15 protein-coding genes are annotated in these 21,473 nt (G+C 55.9%); 11 read left to right on the top strand and 4 right to left on the bottom strand.

Features of this window, described 5'->3' with window-relative positions; translation table 11 throughout:
* Positions 1 to 23 precede the first annotated feature (23 nt).
* Together ACR3E7_RS12890 and ACR3E7_RS12885 are read left to right on the top strand one after the other, a co-directional pair.
* Positions 24 to 1,898, top strand: a complete 1,875-nt coding sequence (locus ACR3E7_RS12890) for a M10 family metallopeptidase C-terminal domain-containing protein (RefSeq protein ID WP_480503521.1) — start codon at positions 24 to 26, stop codon at positions 1,896 to 1,898.
* Positions 1,899 to 2,169: 271 nt separating this feature from the next.
* The gene (locus ACR3E7_RS12885) at positions 2,170 to 3,891 is read left to right on the top strand and encodes an adenylate/guanylate cyclase domain-containing protein (protein WP_480503519.1); all 1,722 of its coding nucleotides are present in this window, start codon (positions 2,170 to 2,172) and stop codon (positions 3,889 to 3,891) included.
* A gap of 295 nt (positions 3,892 to 4,186) precedes the next feature.
* Here the strand turns inward: ACR3E7_RS12885 and ACR3E7_RS12880 are convergent, their stop codons facing one another.
* Complete coding sequence (locus ACR3E7_RS12880; RefSeq protein ID WP_170789460.1) at positions 4,187 to 5,332, bottom strand: glycosyltransferase; 1,146 nt, start codon at positions 5,330 to 5,332, stop codon at positions 4,187 to 4,189.
* A 555-nt stretch (positions 5,333 to 5,887) separates the two neighbouring features.
* Here ACR3E7_RS12880 and ACR3E7_RS12875 point away from each other — a divergent pair.
* Positions 5,888 to 6,826 carry an NAD-dependent epimerase/dehydratase family protein gene (locus ACR3E7_RS12875; RefSeq protein ID WP_480503517.1) on the top strand — a complete coding sequence of 313 codons (939 nt, stop codon included), beginning with the start codon at positions 5,888 to 5,890 and terminating at the stop codon, positions 6,824 to 6,826.
* Between the two features lies 1 nt (position 6,827).
* The gene (locus tag ACR3E7_RS12870; RefSeq protein WP_170789462.1) at positions 6,828 to 8,150 is read left to right on the top strand and encodes a protoporphyrinogen/coproporphyrinogen oxidase; all 1,323 of its coding nucleotides are present in this window, start codon (positions 6,828 to 6,830) and stop codon (positions 8,148 to 8,150) included.
* Between the two features lie 10 nt (positions 8,151 to 8,160).
* Here the strand turns inward: ACR3E7_RS12870 and ACR3E7_RS12865 are convergent, their stop codons facing one another.
* Both ACR3E7_RS12865 and ACR3E7_RS12860 read right to left on the bottom strand, forming a co-directional pair.
* Positions 8,161 to 9,075 carry a sugar phosphate nucleotidyltransferase gene (locus ACR3E7_RS12865; protein ID WP_170789463.1) on the bottom strand — a complete coding sequence of 305 codons (915 nt, stop codon included), beginning with the start codon at positions 9,073 to 9,075 and terminating at the stop codon, positions 8,161 to 8,163.
* 146 nt (positions 9,076 to 9,221) lie between these two features.
* Positions 9,222 to 10,547, bottom strand: coding sequence for an O-antigen ligase family protein (locus ACR3E7_RS12860; protein ID WP_480503515.1), 1,326 nt, complete (start codon positions 10,545 to 10,547; stop codon positions 9,222 to 9,224).
* Positions 10,548 to 10,839: 292 nt separating this feature from the next.
* On the opposite strand from ACR3E7_RS12860, the gene ACR3E7_RS12855 reads away from it, so the two are divergent.
* The 3 genes from ACR3E7_RS12855 (at position 10,840) to ACR3E7_RS12845 (ending at position 15,208) form a co-directional block, all read left to right on the top strand.
* Complete coding sequence (locus tag ACR3E7_RS12855) at positions 10,840 to 12,267, top strand: oligosaccharide flippase family protein (RefSeq protein ID WP_480503514.1); 1,428 nt, start codon at positions 10,840 to 10,842, stop codon at positions 12,265 to 12,267.
* Positions 12,268 to 13,280: 1,013 nt separating this feature from the next.
* Positions 13,281 to 13,892, top strand: coding sequence for a sugar transferase (locus tag ACR3E7_RS12850; protein ID WP_237215821.1), 612 nt, complete (start codon positions 13,281 to 13,283; stop codon positions 13,890 to 13,892).
* Positions 13,893 to 13,924: 32 nt separating this feature from the next.
* Complete coding sequence (locus tag ACR3E7_RS12845) at positions 13,925 to 15,208, top strand: polysaccharide biosynthesis/export family protein (RefSeq protein ID WP_480503513.1); 1,284 nt, start codon at positions 13,925 to 13,927, stop codon at positions 15,206 to 15,208.
* A 101-nt stretch (positions 15,209 to 15,309) separates the two neighbouring features.
* Here the strand turns inward: ACR3E7_RS12845 and ACR3E7_RS12840 are convergent, their stop codons facing one another.
* Entirely contained in the window at positions 15,310 to 17,538 is a 2,229-nt protein-coding gene (locus ACR3E7_RS12840; RefSeq protein WP_480503512.1) for a GumC family protein, read from the bottom strand.
* Between the two features lie 268 nt (positions 17,539 to 17,806).
* Here ACR3E7_RS12840 and ACR3E7_RS12835 point away from each other — a divergent pair, with 268 nt between their 5' ends.
* The 4 genes from ACR3E7_RS12835 to ACR3E7_RS12820 are packed head-to-tail and all read left to right on the top strand — an operon-like array spanning position 17,807 to position 21,473.
* Positions 17,807 to 18,607, top strand: a complete 801-nt coding sequence (locus ACR3E7_RS12835) for a WecB/TagA/CpsF family glycosyltransferase (protein ID WP_170773028.1) — start codon at positions 17,807 to 17,809, stop codon at positions 18,605 to 18,607.
* 54 nt (positions 18,608 to 18,661) lie between these two features.
* Entirely contained in the window at positions 18,662 to 19,543 is an 882-nt protein-coding gene (locus ACR3E7_RS12830) for a sulfotransferase family protein (RefSeq protein WP_480503511.1), read from the top strand.
* Between the two features lie 3 nt (positions 19,544 to 19,546).
* Positions 19,547 to 20,518 (top strand): sulfotransferase family protein, encoded by a 972-nt coding sequence (locus ACR3E7_RS12825; RefSeq protein ID WP_480503510.1) that lies wholly within the window; start codon positions 19,547 to 19,549, stop codon positions 20,516 to 20,518.
* Positions 20,508 to 21,473 (top strand): glycosyltransferase family 2 protein, encoded by a 966-nt coding sequence (locus tag ACR3E7_RS12820; protein WP_480503509.1) that lies wholly within the window; start codon positions 20,508 to 20,510, stop codon positions 21,471 to 21,473. Before ACR3E7_RS12825 ends, ACR3E7_RS12820 begins: the two co-directional genes overlap by 11 nt.

Here is a 21,473-nt window from a genome sequence, read left to right as displayed (position 1 = left end):
ATACAGATTTCTGGACCACAGGGTTGGGCGGGAACGGCGACCCGGGTGGTTTCTTTTTTACCACTTTGTTGCACGAACTTGGTCACGCCTTGGGCCTAGGCCACCCGCATTACACCGGGTTGGGCACAACGGTTCTGAATGGTGTGACTTCGCCCTTCTTTTCGTACGGCGATGGCAACCTGAATCAGGGTGTTTTCACTGTGATGTCGTACAATGATGGCTGGACTCAGGTGAACGGCCAATTGCCGGTGAATGCGACGTATGGCGGATCGACCGGTCTTGGGGCGCTGGATATTGCAGCACTTCAAGCCATGTACGGAGCAAATACCACCTATAATTCCAGTGCCAATACCTATGATCTGGCGCCGTTCAATACCGCCGGTGTTGGATACCAGGCCATTTGGGACACTGGTGGAATAGACACAATTCGACATACTGGTAGCGCCGCCGCCATAATCGACCTGCGCCCTGCGACACTTGACTATAGTCCGTTCGGTGGTGGTGCTATTTCCTATGTCGATGGCGTACAGGGCGGTTTTACTATCGCTTATGGTGTGGTGATCGAAAACGCGTCTGGCGGATCAGGAAGCGATACAATTACTGGCAATGCTGCCGTCAACACTTTGAACGGAAATGGTGGCAACGACATCATTTACTCGCTCTCGGACGGCAGCAACAATAACACGATCAACGGCGGTACAGGCCACGATACCATCTATGTCGCAAACGGGACCGGCCAGGATACGGTTGACGGTGGTGAAGGAAACGACACTGCCATTGTGCAGGACAATAACGGTTCATTCACCGGCGGGACGGGGTTTGACATCGTTCGCTTTATAAGCGGATTGAATACCTACCTGTTCCAAGACAATGGCAGCACCTATACGTTCTACAACGTGCTGACACAGACCTCTTTCACAGTGTCCAGCGATGTTGAGCTTTTCGAGTTCTCGAACGGATCGCAATCGTATAATTACGCTGGCATTTCATCGGCCACACAGATTCTAGACATCGAGAACACAGGCACGGTTCTTCAACACGCGTCTCATGGTATTTACCTTCTGGGCGGCGGAAATACCCCAATTGCAATCACTGTGGACAGCGTTGTTGTCGGTGATGAGACGCTGGACGGTTGGAGTGCGATTCAAGCTGAGGCTGCTGGCTCGGGCGGGTATCGTCTTTTGTGGAAAACCGATCAGGGTAATGCGTATTTTGAATGGATCCTGGATGACCAGGGCGTTTATGTTTCGGGTCAAAGTGTGGGCAACGTGGTCGATGTCGAAGCATTCTATAATGTGGACCTCAACGATGACGACACTATCGGCCATGTGACGACTCCGATCGAATCTGATGGTGCGACCACGTTGGCGGTTTCGACCGCAAGCGGCTATCTGATCAATGGCAGTGTTGGCGTGACCGAAGGGGGCAGCGCTGTTGGACCAGACAGGATTGAAGGCTGGAGCGCGATCCATGTCGAAGAGACCAATGAGGGCGGATATCGTCTGCTGTGGAAAACTGATGTAGGTGAAACGTATTATGAGTGGATCCTGAACGATCAGGGGGCCGTGGTGGGCGGGAACGCCGTCGACAACGTTGCCGATGTCGAAATCTTCTATGGTGACGATATCGACGGCAGCGGCACGACTGGTCCGGGCGAGCCCAGAATTGCCGCTCAGCCCCAGGAAAGCGTTGCTTTTGTCGACACCCGTGACTGGGATATGTTCGAGTTCACAGACGAAACCGATGCCGATGAGCTGACCCAAGAAGACGAAGCCGAGCTTTTGGTTTTGAACGGGGCTCAGACCGAAGCGCTGGATACAGCTGACCAGCTTTCGAATCTGACCGTCGCTGATCTGCTGGAGCATTTGCTACCGGACGACGATCAGTTCCTTCTGTAAGGCCGGTCTGACAAGTAAAATTAGGGGGCTGCCGATACCGGCGGCCCCTTTTTTGCGCCCTTCCTGAACGAAGCGTGACGTTGCCAATAGGACTGCCAAGGCCAAAAAACTGAGGCTTAAGCGGCATGGCGCTTAACCCGCTGTTCTTTCCACACGAAGACCACACCTGAACGTGAAGGCGAAAACGGATTTGTGGTGAATAATCCTCTACCCCTGCGTGTCAGCCATTTTAGGTGATTACGAAACAAGCGATTGATCAGGGGCGTTGAAGATGGCCGTCAGACATCGAGAGATCAAAGCCAACGGGCGAGGAACCGTGACTCAGCAGGCCCGGTTGTGGTCGGGGCTGGTGCTGTTGGCCTATGCAACGGGGCATTTTATCAACCACGGTCTGGGGCTGGTATCGCTGGAGTGGATGGACCGGATGCTGGCCGTTATGTCCGCGATCTGGAGCTCGGTCCCCGGAACGGTTCTGCTCTATGGCGCCCTGGCGGTGCATGTGCTGTTGGGCGCGGTCACGATCCTCAGCATCCGAAGCTTGAAAATGCCGTTCTGGCGCTGGTTTCAGATCATTCTGGGGCTGGCCATTCCCTATTGGCTTGTCAGCCATATCATCGTCACCCGCGGGTCCGAGTTGCTGACCGGCGTGCCCGTCAGCTATTTGCAGGAACTGTCGCTGCTATGGCCGGTTGCGGCGATCAAACAGAATGCGCTGATGTTGCTGGTCTGGGGGCACGGGCTGATTGGCGTGCATTTCTGGCTTCGACCGAAGCATTGGTACAAGGACGGCTTGTTGGTGCTTTTGCCGCTGGCGGTGGCCGTACCGATCGTGGCGATGGCCGGATGGATGACAGCGGCCAAGCGCGAGGTGTTGCGCCTCAGCCTTGATCCGGACGGGGCAGAGGCGACAGAACTGGCCTTGCGCTTGACCGAGGTGCGCGCTGCCGTTTCCGAATATCAGGCGATTGCGCAGGGCTGGGTGGTGATCATTCTGTGCGCGCTGCTGTCCCTGTTCGTTCTGTTTTTGCTGGGCCAGAACCTGCGCCGCAAGGTGCGCGTGACTTATGGCGAAGGGCTGACCGTGGATGCGGCCCCAGGAAAGACTAATCTGGATGTAAGCCGCGACAACGGGATTGATCACCTGTCGGTCTGTGGCGGGCGGGCGCGGTGTTCAACCTGCCGGGTAGTGGTTCTGTCCGAGCAGGATGGCCTCAGCCCGATCGGCCCGGCCGAACGCAAACTTCTCGACAAGATCAACGCGGAACCGAACATGCGCCTTGCCTGTCAGGCGCGCGTGAACGGAGATGTCAGCCTCCGCCCAATCATCCAGCCTCAGCGCGCCGCATCGACGCCGTTGAAATCCGATCCGTTCGGCTGGGGGGTCGAGCGTGAGGTCAGCGTGTTGAACCTCAAGATCAAGGATTTCCGCCCATTCGTGGACAAGTCACTGCCCTATGACGTCATTTTTGTCCTCAACCAGCTTTTGGACATGGTGGTCGAACAGATCGAAGAGCAGAATGGCCATATCGACAAGTTCACCAATGACGGGCTGACGGCTGTTTTCGGACTTGAGACGCACAAAACCCAGGCCGCGCGCTCTGCGCTTTATGCAGCGGCCAAGTGCCAGTTGCTGGTTCAAGAGACGCAAGGCAGCCTTAGTCAGCATCTTGTTGAGCCGCTGAAGATCGGGATTGGGGTGCACTCGGGCCGGGCCATTATCGGACGGGTGGGCAAGACCTCGGACCAAGCAGCACCCAGCCCGGTGACGGCGATTGGCAATGTGTCGATCATTGCCGAGGCTTTCGAGACTGTCACCAATAAAATCGAGGCCGGGATCGTCTATTCAACCTATATGCATGAAATGTGCGGCCTGGGTATTCCTGACATGCTGGGTAAGACCGGCGGCATCACGATCCAGGGCGTGTCCGAACCGGTGCAGGCCGTCATTGTCAAAAACAGTGGCCCGTTGAAGAAAAAACTGGAACTGACCTGAGGGGGCGATCACATCCATCGCTCCACATACCCGTTAAAAAGTGGGCCGAGATGGTGCGGGAGCGGGTGTTTTTGCCCATGCGGGAACCAATTGATTCGGGAGTGAGTCATCGTTTCCAAAAAGCGAACAATAAGTTTCCCCAAGAATCGTGGACACAATTTTGCCACAATGTCATCCTGCTTGGGTGGGCGGCATGTTTATTTTAGCACATACTGGTTTTTCTGACTGGCTTTGAAGGGGTATTGAGTGCCACATGCCGCCCCACGAACTTTCCCATCTACCGACAAACAAGGGCCTAGGCCGTTTGGACTGTGTCTCCGCTCAATAAGATTTCAGACACATCGGACAGCACTTGCCGTCTGTGTGCCATCCCATCTGATTCCGGCAGGCCCAGCTTTTCAAGAATTTGCGCCCAACGGTGCAGCCAATCGTGTTTGTTCAGGGCTTGGGCCATGTTAACCCGCCGCATCTGATCGAGCTTACCCGGCGTTTCTAACAACCCGACGATCTGGTCAATGGCCTCGTCGGGATCCTCGGACAGGCGGAACACGGATTCCGGCCAATCGAAAAACTGTCGGTAGTCTTCCGAGTCCGGCGCATAGCCGATCTGAGCGGCCCCGCCAGCAATGCCCTCAACATGGCGGGGCCCCCAGGCAATATTGCCTTTTTTTTGATCGGCATGGCCGATCTTGGCGATATCCACCATGAACAGTTTGGAATGCTGAACCAGATTAGCCAGCAAATCCCGATGCACTGCATGTTGTGCCGTGGTCGGAGGCTTTGTAGCGGAATCATATAGATAGAACCCCGCGCGATCCTTGATGACCTTGAGCAAACGGTCATGCAGCTCGGGCCGTCTGCGTCCCATGCAATAGATATCTATTGGTCGCTCTGCGGAAAGAGAGGTTGGCGCAAACCGGACCATATCCGCAGCACCAGGCAGGTGAATCACCGGTTTGCCGGTGATGCTGTGCAGGGTGTCACAAGCCTCGGCAAAGGCGCAGGCGATCAGGTCGAACTTAGCCAGAGATCGGATCAGAGGCAGGTGGACGTGCAGGTCCTTGCTCCAGACCTCTTCCAGCACACAGACGGCCAGACCGCAGTGTTCGCGCCAGTTCGGGATCGCATCCAGCGTCAGCAGCTCCTGCGGTTTCTGGACGTCGCAAACAAAGATGTCATAGTCCTTTTGCAGCGTCACTTTCTGCGCACCAGACGGCCAGTGCCGGAACAGATCTGTTCGTTTGGACAGCCAGCGTTTGGGATCATAAGGCAGCGACCGGTCCCGTTTTCGGGCTGGGGCCACGATGTCGACCGCTTCTATTTCGGTCAGAACGTCTTCGAATTCGAACCCCGAACAGCGCGAAACGTTGTCGTTCAATCTGCGTTGAGAGAAGATCAGCACATCGCGCGAGGCGGTGGTGGAAACTGAGGAACTGGTCAACCGCTTGATCCTTTAACACAAAATAAGGCCAAACTATCTCATATGGCGGCCAAGCTTCCAAAGGTTTTTTCCGAACCTGCGCTTGCACACTTGTTCAGCGTCACCGGCAAACACCCCAAGGAAAGTCTGAAAATTGTGGAAAATCAGGCTGTCTGAGTTTAAGTTTTTGGGGGCCGGCCTAGGTTGCAGAATCCCAGGCAAGGTAGATTTTGTTTGATTTCTGACCACGTGTCGTGCGGGTTGTTTTTGTTTGGGTGCCGTTGATGAAGGCGGGTGTTTAATGATTTTCACGGATTGTCCCTTGCGGCCTGCCGGCGTTGTTTCCCACAGGACGATTTGGCTTTGCGTGCGGGGTCCAATACTGACGTTTGCGCAGGCGTTTAGTTCCTCCACCACATTCAAAAGCCCGGAGATTGGCCGAGGGATTCAAATTGACGCCTCTGCATCGGGTGCACAATGTCCATTTTTTACATCTACTGTTTCTGAAACAGATGCGACTTGGCCGCTCAATCCAGTCTGATTTCCTGAAAGCTCCGCAAGATAGTATCCCCAGCCATGATGAGTTCGAAACAGCAAAAACCAACGGTTCTGGTCACGGGTGCAGCGGGATTTATCGGACGCGCTTGCGTTCGTCAGCTCGCCACTGCCGGCTGCCGAGTCATCGCCACATATCGAAGTGGTCCACCCCCGCAAGTCTCCGGCGACGTGATCTGGATCAACGCTGATACGACTGACACCGCGGCGATCCAAGCGGTGTTGGACCAGCACCACCCCACACACCTATTGGCATTGGCCTGGTATATGGGGCCGGGAAACCAGCAAGCGTTGGAGAATTTCCGCTGGGTGCAGCACTCGATCGACCTGTTATTCGCCTTTGAACAGGCGGGCGGGCAGCGGGTTACATTTTGCGGGTCGTGCATGGAATATGACTGGTCCAAGCCGATCAAGCTGCATGAGCGCGAGACACCCCTGACACCGGCAACTGAATACGGCGCGGCCAAGGCGGGGTTGGCTACCGCTTTTGAAAAGTTGTGTGGCGCGCTGGATCTGTCGGGGGCCTGGGCGCGACCCTTCTTTCTGTACGGGCCGGGTGAGAATCCACGGCGATTGGCGGCGGATGTAGTGATCTCATTGTTGCAAGGGCGCGAAGCCCTGTGCACTCATGGGCGGCAGAAACGAGATTTCCTGCATGTCGACGATGTTGCCAGCGCGATAGTGGCCCTGCTGAACAGCGACCTTGAAGGTCCGGTCAATATCGGCAGCGGCACGGCCATCCCGCTGTCTGATCTGATCCTTGAAATCGCCCGTCAGATTGGTGCCGAAGACCTGGTGCGTCTTGGTGCGCGCGAGGCCCGGCCGGGCGACCCGCCTCTGGTCGAGGCCGACAATACCCGATTGCGGACCGAGCTAGGCTGGTCCCCGAAATTCACTTTGGAAACCGGAGTTGCGGACACCATAGCCTGGTGGCGCCGCGAGATTGCGAAAGAAACCTGATATGAGTGACGAGAACATCATTATCCTTGGGTCCGGCATGGCTGGTCTGGGCGCGGCCCATCATCTGCATGGCGCGGGCGTTTCAAGCCGGATGTACGACAAAAACGCTTTTCCCGGCGGTCATACGGCAACCTTTGCCCATGACAGCGGCTTCATCTTCGACGACGGTCCGCATATTTCCTTCTCGAAAGACCCGCGTATTCAAGATCTGTTTGCCAGTAACGTGGACGGCAAATACGAAAAACTGCAGGCTTACGTGAACAACTATTACCACGGGGCCTGGGTCAAGCACCCGGCGCAGGCCAATCTGCACAACTTGCCTGATGAGCTGAAAACCCAGTGCATTCTGGATTTCATCGAGGCGTCCAAACAGGAAGTGGTCGAGAAGCCTGCGAATTATCTGGAATGGCTGATCTCGGTCTTTGGGGAAACCTTCGGTACGCATTTCCCGGCGGTTTACGGCAAGAAATATCACACCGTGGACGCCGATCAGATGAGCACCGTCTGGATGGGCCCGCGCCTATATCGCCCCTCGATGGAAGAAGTGATTCGAGGCGCGGTTTTCGCCGAAACGCCGGATGTCCACTATATCACCGACTTCCGGTATCCGACCGAGGGGGGCTTTATCTCATACCTCAAGCCCTTCATGGAAAAAACCGATCTGCATCTGGATCACAAGGTGGTGGCGATTGATCCGGTGGCCAAAACGGTTCGGTTCGAAAATGGTGTGACCGAGAGTTATGACAAGCTGATCTCCTCCATCCCGTTGCCGGACCTGATCCCGATGGTCAAAGGCGCCCCGCAATCGGTTCTGGACGCGGCTGCCAAGCTGGCCTGCACCACTTGTGTGACGGTGAATATCGGCCTTGCGCGCGATGATTTTACTCCCGCTACCTGGACCTATATCTACGACGAGGACATCGTCTTTACCCGCCTCAGCTTCCCGCACAAAATGTCCACCAAGACCTGCCCGCCGGGATGTGGTTCCGTTCAGGCAGAATGCTATTATTCCAACAAATACAGACCGCTGGATGTCGCGCCCGAGGATCTGATTCAGCCGGTGATTGACGATCTGGTCAAGATCGGGTTGATCACCGAGGATGAAGAAATCCTGCACAAGGATGCGCGTCTGATTACGCACGCCAACATCATCTTCGATCTGGACCGGGAAGAGGCGCTGCCGATCGTCCACAAATGGCTGGACGAGGTCGGCATCACCTATGTCGGACGGTTCGGCGAGTGGGGTTATCAGTGGACAGATGAGGCGTTCAAATCCGGTGAACGCGGTGCCCGGACCGTTCTTGAGACGCTCCAGGCAGTTTAATTCGAAACGCTTACAGGGACTTGTAGCGGACCCAGTCCCCCGGATTTCCGCCTCGGCCAATGCCGGGGCGATGACCGTCGCCGGTCAGGCGGGTCGAGCCGTTCGTCGGCCCGTTGCCTTGTTCCCACGTGGCCCAGGGGCGATTGCCGTTCTTCCACATATCTTCCAAACGGCGTTTGTCGGCGAGGTGGTCCATGCAGTACCAGAAGCCGGGATGGCGATAGGCCATCAGCTCTCCCAGCTCCATCAGCTTGGGCAAGGGGCCTTCTTCCCACATGATTTCGTCGCCATTTACACTGGCGACGGCGTCGAACACTTCCGGCTCTAGAACAAAGAAGCCGCCATTGATCCAATCTGCGGCGGTTTCGGGCTTTTCCATGAACCCTTCGACCAGACCATCCTCGCGCACCTGAAGATGCCCGAACGTGGTCAGGGGACGCACCATAGTGATCGTAGCCAGCTTGCCGTGCGACCGGTGAAAGGCCAGCAGCGCGTCCAGATCTACGTTTGACACGCCGTCCCCATAGGTCAGCATGAAGGTCTCGTTCCCCAGATAGGGCTGTAGCCGAGCCAGACGCCCGCCTGTCATCGTGTCGACGCCAGTGTCGATCAAATCCACGGTCCAAGGCGGCATTTGAGCGTCCAGCGCGGGGTTCCGGTATTCAGGTTCGCCAAACAACTCGCGCTTGGCAAAGTCGATCCTCAGGTTCCCGTCATGTTGACACAGATCGGACATGTACTGCTTGATCAGATCGCCCATATACCCAAGGGCCAGCACGAATTCATGATGACCATAGGTCGAATAATGCTGCATGATGTGCCAGAGGATTGGCCGGTTGGCGATTTCCACCAATGGCTTGGGACGAATGCGGGTTTCTTCTATCAGGCGAGAGCCCTTACCGCCTGCGAATATTGCTGTCTTCAACTGGGCCTCCCCCAAATACCTTTGAATCGAAATTGATCTCGATACGCGAATGGCCAGAGTCCACACTACCCACCGTGCGCCTGTCAATCTTTCTGCAACTGCATAGGGTCCGAAATTACCCTTTGCTTAGAAAAAAGTCGCAACATTCACGTGGGTTTTGACACGAATTGGGAAGCGCGGCGCGTTCTGTTCCGGAGCTCATAGTGGGCCCGTGCATCGGCCCGCAGCGCGCGGGCGACCAGATTCATTTTGGTCGTGTAGGCCAGGAAGAAAATCCAACTGGAACTCATCCGACTAAGAAGCGTGCTCTCGGTGATGTTCGAGAACAGGTACATCATACCCAGAACAAACACGAATACGAACGGATCGCGCTGCGGGATGTGGCGCATGCAGTAGAAAACCGAGAAAAAGAACCTCATTAGACCCAAAAATAGAAGGGCCACGCCGATAAAACCGGCATTCAAGAAGGTCTCAAGCAACCCGTTATGCGAATAATGCGGCAGGAACCCCAGCTCTCCCTTGCTGGCGTAGAACCGCAGGTGTGGTGCGTTTTCATTCCAATGGGCTAGATAACCCCAGCCCAACCAGAACCGCTCTTTAACATTGGGCCAGACCAGCTCCCAGATCGGGATGCGTTCGGACAGGGTGGGTTTGCGTCCGATCAACGCAAACAAAGGCTCGGCAATCGGTGAGGCCAATAGGAAGGCAATCGTACCGACAAAGAGAACTGCAAACAAAATGAAGCTTATGGCCCAAATTGTTTCCAATCGCGGAACGATCTGACTGATCAAAAGCGCCGACATCGTGATCAGCCCGATGACCTGAGAGGTGCGCGATTCTGAGGCGATCAGCAAAAAGACACCCAGCAGGGCGCCGATCATAAAGACGGTTTTCAGCCGCCCTGTGAATTGTCGCGACGCATAGTAGCACGTCAGCATCGCCGTCATTGCGGCCAGTCCCAGCCCGTTTTTGTGGGCATAGATCCCGTTCCAGGTGTCCCCCCAGGGCGGGATACCACGTGCTTGCGGCAGGGTCATGATTGCGCCCATCGACAGGACCATCGAGCTCCCAAAATAGATGGCGAGAAAGATTAAAAGCCCACGCATGGACATCATGCTACCCAAAGCGATGGCAAACCCGGACGTCACGATCAAGGGAACGAGACGCTCGATTGAATAGGCGGGAAAATCGCTCCAGGTGATTGATAAGACAGTCAAACAGATCAACAGAGTGATCTCGGGTGAGGCCGTCATGCCCCGGATCAAGTGGCGATAATACAGCAACGTGATGCCCATGATCGGTATCAGCAGCACGATTTCAATCTTCTTGGCCAGCCCCATTTGCCACAGCACGATCGAGACCACATCGGTGCCAACCAACAGCATGATCACCAGACAGGCGGCCAGAATCCAATGATGGAAGGCTGCGCCGGATTGTTGCTGGTATTGTGTCTGTCGGGTCAGGGGCGTCATCGCTGCGTAAGGTCTATCCAAAGAATTTGCGGTAGGAATTGGCGCGCCTCATCGGGTCGACAGCTTGAATTTTTCCACCGGTTTAAATCACTCGGTAAAGTTTGCCACGGCCGCGGTGGACCCGGCAAATGAATTATGCGCGCGGCGCATGATCCAAAAACCATCTGTACATTCGACGGGCGGGTGTCACAGTAGCCAGACAGGCGAAAGGTCGGCGGACGTGCGGCGTGTCGACCGGGCGATTGGGATTGTTTATGAGTTTTCATCTGTCGTTTCTAAGGTCCGACCTGCGATGACGTGGTTTTTCGTGCCCAGAATGATGTCTGCGGTGATTGCGATTGCGATCCTTGTCGTGATGACCCGCGTTCTGGGGCCTGCGGATTTCGGACGTTATACGCTGACCCTGTTGCTTGGGAATCTGATGTTTTCGTTCACCTTCCATTGGTTGGCGATTGCGATCGGACGATTCCACCACACGCCGGAATTCGAAGGCAAAACCATCGCCATGTCCCTGTCGACGGCTGCGATCCTGGCTGTGGCGCTGTTCGTTCTGGCAGCTCTGGTGTCGGTCATCCTGCCTGGTGGATGGATCGACGGCCATTTCTTTGCGGCGATCTATTGCATCAGCCACGCGATGCACGAACTGGGAACCGCCTGCCTGCGCCAGTACCACGAGGGGCCGAAATACGCAGCCGTTACTTTGCTGCGCCATGGGCTGGGCGTTTCGCTTGCGGTCGGATTTGTTCTGACCGGTGGCGGTTACAAAAGCGCGCTGATTGGCATGTCCCTGGGCGCAGCACTGACCGGGGCCTATGCACTGGCGGTAACGCTGCGCCGCTCGGGCGTGGCGCGGCCAAAAGGGGCGGTGCTGAAAACCTATCTTCTATTCGGGTTTCCCGTGGCTGTCGTCTCCTCCACCGCCACATTCTTTGCGATGTCAACGCAATCCTTGCTGGCCGTCTTTGCGGGGATGGACTACGCGGGCTATTTCGCGGCGGCGCAAACCTTGGCCTCCCGAACTGTGCGCCTTCCGATGGAGACCCTGTCCCGCGTATGGGGTCCTTCGATATTCGAGGCGCTAGAAAAACGCGGCGCGCAATCGTCAGACGCGGTGCTGGAGCGGTATTTTTCGTTTCTGATGCTGATTGCGGTGCCCATCGTGGCCGCGCTGATCTGTGCGGCAAGCGTTTTTGCCAATCTGCTGTTCGACCCTGAATTTGCCGACCGAACCACAGGGTATCTGCGGGTTCTGGCGATAGCCTCATTTACGTTCGGGTTGCAGGGGGCGTATTTTAGCTTTGCCTTCTCGCGCGCCAAAAAGACTGGGCTGCAATTGACCATTACCTTGTGTTCGCTGGCTGTGCATGTCGCGCTATCTTTCGTCTTCATCTACCTTCTGGGCCCACCGGGTGCCGCCGTTGCCTTTTTGATCAGCGGATTGCTGAGTTTTCTGGCCTACTACCATATTGGCCGCCGCATCGACCCGATTGCGGTGCCCGTGCCAGAGATATTCAAAGCCGTTGCTGGAGCTGTTGCTTTCGCGCCTCTGGCGGTTCTCGCAGCTGAGTCGGGTGGAATCGTGTTACAATTTGCGCTGCTTTCGCTTTCAGCTGTCGTGATGTTCGTGGTTTTCGCATACCTGCATCAGACGGCAGCTGCCGCAGCATGGCGGAAGATACGTGGCTGGGCGTCCGCAAGCGGATTTCCCTCTTCGAAGTAATTCAGCGTTAACAACTTCTTAACTGAAGACTGACAGATTCGAGTGGGCCGGGTGGCGCAAATTTGCCCACTGGCACAATGAATTTTGAATCCCGGCTAAAGGGATATCGTGGTCCTGAAAATATGATGATATGATGAACTTGAGATCAATTTGATGTGTTACCCCGCGACTGTTTGACTTTGGGAAACTATATTTTCCAACAGTTGCCCCAAAAAACACACATTCTGGTTTCAGGGTAGGCAGACGCAGAAACGACGCATAAACCAAGAGCAAAACCGATGGTCATATTGTATTTACTGTCAGGTCCGCTGGTTGCCGCAATGTGTTTTGTGGCATTTCTTCTAACGGGCACAGGCCTAATTCAGGCCGTGGTCTTCAGCTTCCTGATCGGATGCAGTGCTCCGGCTCTGATCGCCGGACTTCATTTTCTATTCAACGGAAGGTTGCGCGTGAAGATCGCTGAGAAATCCGCCGTTAAAACTGGAAACTGACAAAATCCCTGCTCAGCGCAGGGACAATACGCGAAGGGTGGCAAGGCTTGTTTGGACTGGCCTCAGCGGTTTGTTTTGGGTGAAGTTCAGCCCATTTTTAAGGCAGCGTGTCAATTTACTTAGCATGTTCACGAAATTGTGGTCGTTTTGTTAACAGGTGGTTAACAAAATCGTTGTCACATCAGACCATTAGTGCGAGTATCTAGCGGGGTAAAAATCCTGACCGCACATCATGTGTGAGTCGGGAGAAAATAAAGGGTGGGTTGTCGCGTTCGTGTGCGGCGTTCCCCAAATCTATTGAGCGGATAGTAGTCAATCGTTGGGTTTTTGCCTTGTTTTTTTGGGGCAGATTCCCAAGCGGGTGTGTTGCGCGGCTGGAAGACTTGTTGGCGTGATTTTAGTCCGTTGTGTTAGTTTTTGGGGGTTATTATGAACCAAATACGAGGTTCTTTCCAATTAGAAGAATCGGAAATTTATAAACCAAACCAAAGTTCTATTAAGGTCTGTGACGAGTTCTCCAATTTGCGGAGCTTCTACGCTGTCAAAGGCAAGCGTTTGCTGGATATTTTGTTGGTTCTAATCGGTCTGCCGTTTGTGCTGCCGGTCATGTTGGTGATTGCCGTCTTGGTGAAGTTGGATGGCGGACCTGCCATCTATCGCCAAAGCCGTGTTGGAATCGGCGGTCGCGAGTTCGACTTCCTCAAGTTCCGGTCGATGGTTTCTGACGCAGAGTTTCAACTTCAGAAACACTTGGCCGAAAATCCAACCGCTGCGTCCGAATGGGAAACAAAGCAAAAGCTGGACAACGATCCGAGGGTCACAAAATTCGGTCGTTTCATCCGTATGACCTCGTTGGATGAGTTGCCTCAGCTTTGGAATGTTCTGATCGGCGACATGAGCCTTGTCGGCCCACGTCCGATGATGCCGCAGCAGCAGGAATTGTATCCGGGGCGCGAATACACGCTGATGAAGCCAGGGATCACCGGCTTGTGGCAGGTGTCCGAACGCAACGAGGTTGAGTTCTCGCATAGGGCGATCTTCGACAGCGACTATGCGCGAAATCTGGGCTTCTGGTACGATCTGAAAATCCTGTTCCGCACGATCGGTGCCGTTTGCAATGGAACCGGCTGCTGATCCCGAACTGACCGACGATAGGATGATGGCTTATGAAACGCAGATTTAGAAACCCAGCGTTGCGCCTGTCCACCGCGTACCGCGCGCTCGGATTGTGCACCCTGCTAGCGATGCCAATGTCGGCGGCGGCGGATTTCAACCTTGAGCCAGGTGACAAGGTCCGAGTGACTTTGACGGGTTTGCAAGATCTGTCCTTCGAAGCGGCGATTGATGCCCATGGCGAGGTCAACCTGCAATGGCTGGGCCAGTTCCAAGCGCAAGGTCTGTCGACGGATGCGCTGGAGCAGTTGGTACGTCAGGACGCAGCGGGCAAGATCGTCAAGCAATATGACCAGAATGGCGAGATCTATATCATCCAGTTGGACGGAGATGAGATCGAGATCGCCCGCAATGGATACCGCCCGATTATCATCGGCGGCGATGTTGCACGCACCGGTCAGATCGACTTTCGCCCCGCCATCACTGCGCGCGAGGCGGTTGCCTTGGCCGGAGGGGTTAGGAGCCGGCTACTGGCCGATGATGTCACCATTGACCCGATCCAACTGCTGCGCTGGCAGACCACCTATGGTCAGGCTGCGTTGCAACACGCACAGGGGCTGGTGACTGCATGGCGCGCCTCATCCGAGTTGGCGCAAGATATGGATCTGGCGCCGCCCAGTCAGGCCAGTGTTTCTATATCTCCCAGGGTCTTGAAGGAATTGGTGGCAGAACATGTCCGGATTCGCACCATCAATCAGGAAAACGAAGCAGGTGAGCGCGCCTATTTCGAAGATGCCCAATTTCAGGCGGCCGAGCGGATCCGGATTCTTGAAGAACAGAAAGTAGAGCTTGCCAAGGCTGTAGCGGCCGATGAAGAGGAAGAGGCGCGGGTCGTCGCGCTGGTCCAAAAGGGCCTCGCGCCGGGGTCCCGTATGGCCGATACGCGCCGTACAACCGTTTTGTCTGCAACCCGTTTGCTGGAGGTTGAAGAGGATCTGGCAGCTACAAGCCTGATCCTGACCCGTCTGAAACGCGATCAAGAACAATATGATCAGGAACGGTCGCTGCGGTTGTTGCAAGAGCGTCGCGCCGCCAGCCTGTCCGTCCGTGATGCGCGGCATCAGATGGATACGATCTCGAAATATCTGGCTGGCGCGTCAGATGAGATCGGAACCGAAAACCTGATTACGGATATTGACTACTCGGTCACGATCTTTCGGGTCGTAGACGGGCAACTGCAACAGTTGGGTGCAGACAAACTGACCCAGTTGTTGCCCGGTGACAGCGTAGAAGTCTCGGTGCAGGAGATCACGCAAGAGGTCCCTCTGACCGAATAACACCAAAATGCGGTTGGCTTGCAACGGGCGCGAGGTCTTTGGCCCGCGCCCGCTTCGTTTTGCGAGGTCGGAGTGCCGCCCCTTTGCTTTGGACTGGTCTTTTATCCTAGGATCGGGTCGCCGTAGTGTCGGACCTGTTTCATATCGACCCGCGTCGCCACCAGGGCCGAGGGGCGAACGCCCGCATTTTCCAATTCGCGCATTGCCTGCAGGACCGTGTTCTTATGCGTGCTGTTCCAGCGCGCAAAAAGGATCACCCGGTGCGAGATTTGCGACAGGTAAGCCGACTCGACCGCGCGCAACAACGGCGGTGTATCCAGAAGGATCACTTCATACATGTCGGACAGCGAATAGAGCAGGTTCAGGAAGGCCGGAGAACACAGGAACTCACCCACTTCTTTGGCCTGAGCCTCGTCTTCCAACGGTCCGATCAACGGCAGGATATCCAGTCCGTCTTGCGGGGTGCTGACAATGTTGTCCTGAAACGACGCTGGGTGCTTTGCCCCGTGTTTCAACCCTTCGACGGACAGTTGCGACAGGTCGCGATAGGTGGAAGTGACCGTGTCGCAGTCAATGATCAACGTCCGATACCCGGCTTGCGCGCAGACCGACCCGATCAGCAGTAGGCCGGACGTTTTCCCCTCATCTGGTACCGCTGACGCGCCAGAGAAGATCATGCACCCATTCTCGGCAAAGCGCTGGCCGTGTTTGCTATCGACATTCTTGGTAAAGAACTCGGCCGCTTGAGAGGTGGTCAGCTCACTCTCGTTGCGTAGGGTGCGCAGACCAATATCGCTGCTGGCCAGAAGCTTACGCCCGAAATGCAGCAACTCTGGGTCCAGCTTTCCGTCATTGGTAAAGAAGGTTTCAAAGGGGGGGTCCTTTCGAACTTCGGGAATGATTGCCGAAAGTTTGACGCCCGTGGTGTTTTCAAGCTCATAGGTGGTTCTGAGGCGCGTTTGGAACAGCTCGCGGATCACGGCAAAACCCAGGCCGCCAAAGATCATTGCAATCATGACCCCGATCGCCATTTGCGCCCGTTTCGGCTCTGATGGATCGACCGAAGCGCGTGCAGTTTCGATAATGTGGGCCCCTGCATCCAGGTAATCACCCTGTTCGGCCCGACGCCCCAGTTGCGAAACAAAGTCACGATAGATTGCTTCTGCCACAAGAATCTCATTCTCGATCCGCTTGGTGACCGAGTCATGCTGAACCTGGCGTACCTGCTGGTCCTTGAACGTGTTGATGCTGATATTCAGCGTGGCTAGCTGTCCGTTCAGAATTTCCGTTTTGCGCTGTGCTGCTTCCAACGCACTGTCCAGAACCGCTTGCGCGTCATCTGAATTATTGGCCGTGCTCTGCGGTACCAGCGCCGATTGAACGGCGAATTCTACCGCTTCGGCGACATTGCCATTGTCCCTGAGCAGTTGGATGGTGTTGGTCTGTTCATCCAGCACAAACAGTTCTTCATTCACCAGCCGGGCGCGTTTCTCGGCCTTGATGCGCTGTGCCTTGATGGTGGCGTATTCCTCCGGTGAATACGGCGTTTCGACCGAATGTGCCTCAAGATCCGAGATGAGCTTGTTCAGGTCTTCGCGAATCTGACCGATCCGCGTTGCCAACCATTCCTGCGACTGGCTTAGATCATCGCGTTTCATGCGCGTCAGGACAAATAGGTACTCATTGGCCAGGCTGTTGGCGATGACGGCTGCTTTTTGCGGCGTTTTCGCAGAGACGCGAATTTCGTACACGGCTGAGGTTTCGCCAATCTGTTCGATGCGGCGTGCCTCCAGCAATTTCTCGATGGTCGCTTCGCGCTGCATCTCTTCCAGGGTTTGACCACTGTCGCCACCCTCGTCCGCGTCATCCCCCCCGCTGAGTGCACTGACCAGCCCGTTTTTCAAACGGCGCGCCAAGGCAATAGGAGAAAGGGTAAAGCCAGTTTCAGCACCCGAGAATTCCGGATCCGTATGCAGTTCAAGACGATCCACGACATTTTCGATCAGATCGGTCGAGCGCAGAAGTTGCAACTCACTCTCAAGCGATGTCAGGGAAAGGGGCAGGCCCGATACCTGCGGCGTAAACTGAGTTTCGGTCTGAACGCGGGTCTCGATCATGACCTTCGCGCTTGAGGTGTATTTCGTGTCCGACAGGTAGGACAGCAGATAGGCGGTCACCCCGCCCAGAAATCCGACCAGCAATATCCACAGGATCGAACGTCGGATCGCCCACGCGATATTCGATAACACCCTAAGTTCGGGATCGCCGGCCGGAGCCTGGCCGAAACCCGTCAATTCAACATCCAATCCTCGGCGATACTGATCAGTCATAACTAATTAACAATCTGAAACACGGACTACAGAAAACATAGGCCCACAAACCTGTATTCAACAGAGAAAACCGCATATGTCGTAAACAATGTGCTAAGTTTCGGAGGATTGATGACTAATTCGGTGCGGCTTGCCTGCAATTGGTGCGAAGTAGGGTCAATTTCCAAGATGAACGGAAGATAAACTCTAATTTAATAGTAAGAATCGCTGCGGCTGTTACTTTGAGTCCAGCGTCGAGTGTTACCTGGTGAATTTGGAACGAGTATTGATGAACAAGACGGTCGAAATGCGCTTGCCGCACATATTGGTCGGAGGGGTACCCGTCGCGCAAGCCGGGGATGAAGACCTGACCAAAGCAATGGCGGAAGATGTGCTCAAACGGCGATCTGGCGCGTTGACACGTGCGGTGACTGTGTTCAGCTCGAATGCGCATGCCATATCCACCTATGCCACGGACGAAGGATTTGCCCGTGTGATGGATTCGGCCGATATCATCCATGCGGATGGCCAGATCGTCGTCTGGGCGTCTCGTATGGCGCACGGAGAGGGCGGGGTGCCCGAACGTACCGCAACCACAGATTTCATCCACTCGGCGGCTAAGGTCGCTGCTAAAAACGGTCTCAGCTTTTACCTGCTGGGCGCGACCGAAGAGATCAACCGAGATTGCGCAGCGCGCCTGCAAGAGATGTATCCCGGTCTTGTCATTGCCGGGCGCCGCAACGGGTATTTTGATCCCGCCGATGAAGAGGCGGTGATTGCCGATATCAATGCGAGCGGTGCGGATATCTTGTGGGTGGGGCTCGGCAAGCCGAAAGAACAGTATTTTGCCGCCCGTATCGCGCCGAAGCTGACGCAATGCGCCTGGGTGGTGACCTGTGGAGGGTGCTATCACTACGTGGTTGGGGACTACGCCCGAGCACCGCGATGGATGCAGTCCATGGGATTGGAGTGGTTGCACCGTATCGCGACAGGTCCGGGCTACCTGCTCAAGCGATACTTGCATACACTACCGCATGCGTTGAGTATCGTTGTCAGGAAGGACGTGTTTACAAAGTTTTTACGCCGGTGACGGCATGGGTAAAGTTGTCAAGCCATAGGGCCTGTTTTTCGAAGGTATGAGTGAGTGACGAAGACAAATTTCATCGGGATTGGTGTCCAAAAAGCAGCCACCACGTGGTTGCATCACGTGCTGTCCGAGCACCCTTCGGTGCGGACCAGCGAAACGAAAGAGCTCAATTTTTTCAATGCCCGTTACGATTTGGGGTTTCAGTGGTATGAATCCCGCTTCGACTCGGCTGAACCGGGCGTTATCCGGGGCGAATGCTCGCCCAATTACTTCTACAGTCGCGATGCCGCACAACGGGCGTGGGACTATAACCCCGACTTCAAGCTGATCTGTATTCTGCGTGATCCGGTCGAACGGGCGTTTTCAAATCATCTGCACGAGATCCGCAAAGGTCACATTCCTCCCGATACGTCGTTCGAAGATGCGCTGCCGCTGAACCCGGCCTACACGCTGCAAAGCCACTACAAAGCGAACCTGCAAAACTGGTTGGACAACTTCAACAAAGGCGCACTGCTTGTCCTGCTGTCCGAAGACGTGGCGAAAGATCCTCAGGGAACCTATCGGCGCATTTGCGCACATTTGGGTGTCGCGCCCGAGGAAAACCCCTCTGCGATCACTGAACGTCATCACGAAACTATCGTATACAAAAACCAGGCCGTTCAGAATGCATTACGCAAGGGTGGTTCAGTTCTGCGTTCGCTTGGGTTGGCAGATTTGGTCAAAGGGTTGAAGAAGGCACCTGGCTTGAAGCAGGCTCTGGCTATGAATAAACAGCATCTGAAAACAAAAGTGTCGCCGCCCACACCCGAAACTCGCGTGATGTTGGCCGAGCAATTCCGCGACGACATGGAGTTTGTCGCGCAGTTTCTCGGGCGCGACAATCTACCTTGGCCCACTTGGCAACTTTTGCCACCGATCAAGACGGGAACGCACGGGTAAAATATGGGCGTCCGGGATACAGCACGGATTTTTGGGGACCTGCGCATCAACCAGATCACGCGTATGACCCGCCGCATATTGGGGGCCCGGTTTCTGGATGGCCGGGATTTCATGCCGCAAGTCTCTGCCGAACAGGGCGCACATCTTGCCGCCCTTGCGCGCAGGGCGCGCGGTGACATCCGTACTCCGATCCTGATTTTTGGCGTTTTGCCCCGTTCGGGGACGAATTTTGTGCATGATCTGGTGGGAATGCACCCTGACGTCACCGCCGATCCCGGCAGGCTCTATGAGTTTCCGCTGCTTCACGCGGCTGGCGACGCAGCGGCCTTTTCGCGTGATTTCCTGCGGTACTTCCCGCGCAATGAGGAAGTGCTGGGGCATTATGACATGCTGGCCATGCTGGCTGGGGCATGGTTCCGCGAGTTGCAGGCGCAGGCCGAGGGGCAGCACATACTACTAAAATGCCCGCATGTGCAGGACCTGTCGCTGGCACGCTATCTCTTTCCCGACGCCAAGATAATTCTGTGTCTCAGGGACGGGCGGGACGTGCTGGACTCCTCGCTCAGAACGTTCTCGCGGTTTTCCCTGCGCAGCAAAAATTTCCGCCAATTGGCCGATGAATGGCGTTTGGGGGCCGAGGCGATTCTGAGTTTCAGCAGCGGCGGCCCTAATGAAAACGCTGATACGATGGTTGTCCGATACGAGGATATCGTCGGCAATACGCCCAGCCACGTGCAGCAGATGCTGGACCATATCGGGCTGGAGGCCCCGCGCTTTCCTTGGGCCGAGATCGACAAGATGCCGGTGCGGGGGTCCTCGCGTTCAACCGCTGCGAACGAACAGCGTTGGCAACCGCAGGCAAAGACCGCGGATTTCAACCCGGTAAAGCGCTGGGCCGAGTGGCCGGACAGCAAGAAAGCCCGGTTCGACAAGTTGGCCGGACAGGCGCTGGAGCAGGCGGGTTATGAGCGCTGATGCCTACCATAGCACGCGACCTCATGTTGCCATTTGTATCGCAACCTACCTGCGGCCTCATGGGCTGAAGGCGCTGATCGACAGTCTGAACGCGCAAAAGCTTGAGGATCGGGATGTGCGCGTGACGCTCGTGATTGCCGACAACGCGCCCGAAGCCACGGCGCAAGCAGAGTTAGGGGATATTCACGCCCTTTCGCGTTGGCCGGTTATCTATGTGATTGAACCCGCACGCGGCATTGTTTCGGCCCGGAACCGGACGCTGGCCGAGGCGCCGTCCGACGCGGACTATGTCGCGTTTCTGGATGATGATGAGGCGGTCGCGGACCAATGGCTTCTGCAGATGCTGGACACGATGCAACTGCCGGACACGATTGCTGCGCAGGGCCCGGTCGAGCCGAGGTTCAGAACCCCTCCGCCGGGCTGGGTCGAAGCGCTGAACCTGTTTCGAATGGGGCCGTATGAGCAGGGCGCTGCGCTGGTGTCAGCGGCGACGAATAACTCGATGGCCGATGCACGCGTCATTCGCGACCGCAACATGCGCTTTGATCCCCGGTTCAATATCACCGGCGGCGAGGACGAAGAGTTTTTTTCGCGCATGCGCCAATCAGGCGGTGTGATCCGGGCGGCGGCGCAGGCAATGGTCTGGGACGACGTGCCTGAAAACCGCGCGACGCTGAAATGGCTGGGACGGCGCTGGTTTCGCAAGGGCAACACGCTGGGGCGCATAGCCCTGATCCGGCGCAAAGGCGTCGCAATGCGTGCGGTCAAAGGCGTGGGTGCCATCGGATGGGGCTGTGTGATGTGTCTGTGCCTGGGGTTCGGCTCGAAACCCAGATGGTATCGGGGCTTGTTGGAGATCTGTCGTGGCGCCGGGATGCTGGCTGCCCTGATGCGGGTGGAGTTTGCCGAATACAGCGCTTCAGCCGTGCAGGTCGACCGGGTCGGAGGCGGCTAA

It is taken from the genome of Ruegeria sp. BK1, from assembly GCF_056535645.1.
This window is presented reverse-complemented; position numbering and strand designations above follow the sequence as displayed.

What these genes read in the sequence shown, in the direction of transcription:
- ACR3E7_RS12885 (WP_480503519.1), top strand. Translation starts at nt 2,170, where the DNA reads ATGGCCGTCAGACATCGAGAGATCAAAGCCAACGGGCGAGGAACCGTG.
- ACR3E7_RS12875 (WP_480503517.1), top strand. Translation starts at nt 5,888, where the DNA reads ATGATGAGTTCGAAACAGCAAAAACCAACGGTTCTGGTCACGGGTGCA.
- ACR3E7_RS12870 (WP_170789462.1), top strand. Translation starts at nt 6,828, where the DNA reads ATGAGTGACGAGAACATCATTATCCTTGGGTCCGGCATGGCTGGTCTG.
- ACR3E7_RS12860 (WP_480503515.1), bottom strand. Translation starts at nt 10,547, where the DNA reads ATGACGCCCCTGACCCGACAGACACAATACCAGCAACAATCCGGCGCA.
- ACR3E7_RS12855 (WP_480503514.1), top strand. Translation starts at nt 10,840, where the DNA reads ATGACGTGGTTTTTCGTGCCCAGAATGATGTCTGCGGTGATTGCGATT.
- ACR3E7_RS12845 (WP_480503513.1), top strand. Translation starts at nt 13,925, where the DNA reads ATGAAACGCAGATTTAGAAACCCAGCGTTGCGCCTGTCCACCGCGTAC.
- ACR3E7_RS12840 (WP_480503512.1), bottom strand. Translation starts at nt 17,538, where the DNA reads ATGACTGATCAGTATCGCCGAGGATTGGATGTTGAATTGACGGGTTTC.
- ACR3E7_RS12835 (WP_170773028.1), top strand. Translation starts at nt 17,807, where the DNA reads ATGAACAAGACGGTCGAAATGCGCTTGCCGCACATATTGGTCGGAGGG.
- ACR3E7_RS12825 (WP_480503510.1), top strand. Translation starts at nt 19,547, where the DNA reads ATGGGCGTCCGGGATACAGCACGGATTTTTGGGGACCTGCGCATCAAC.
- ACR3E7_RS12820 (WP_480503509.1), top strand. Translation starts at nt 20,508, where the DNA reads ATGAGCGCTGATGCCTACCATAGCACGCGACCTCATGTTGCCATTTGT.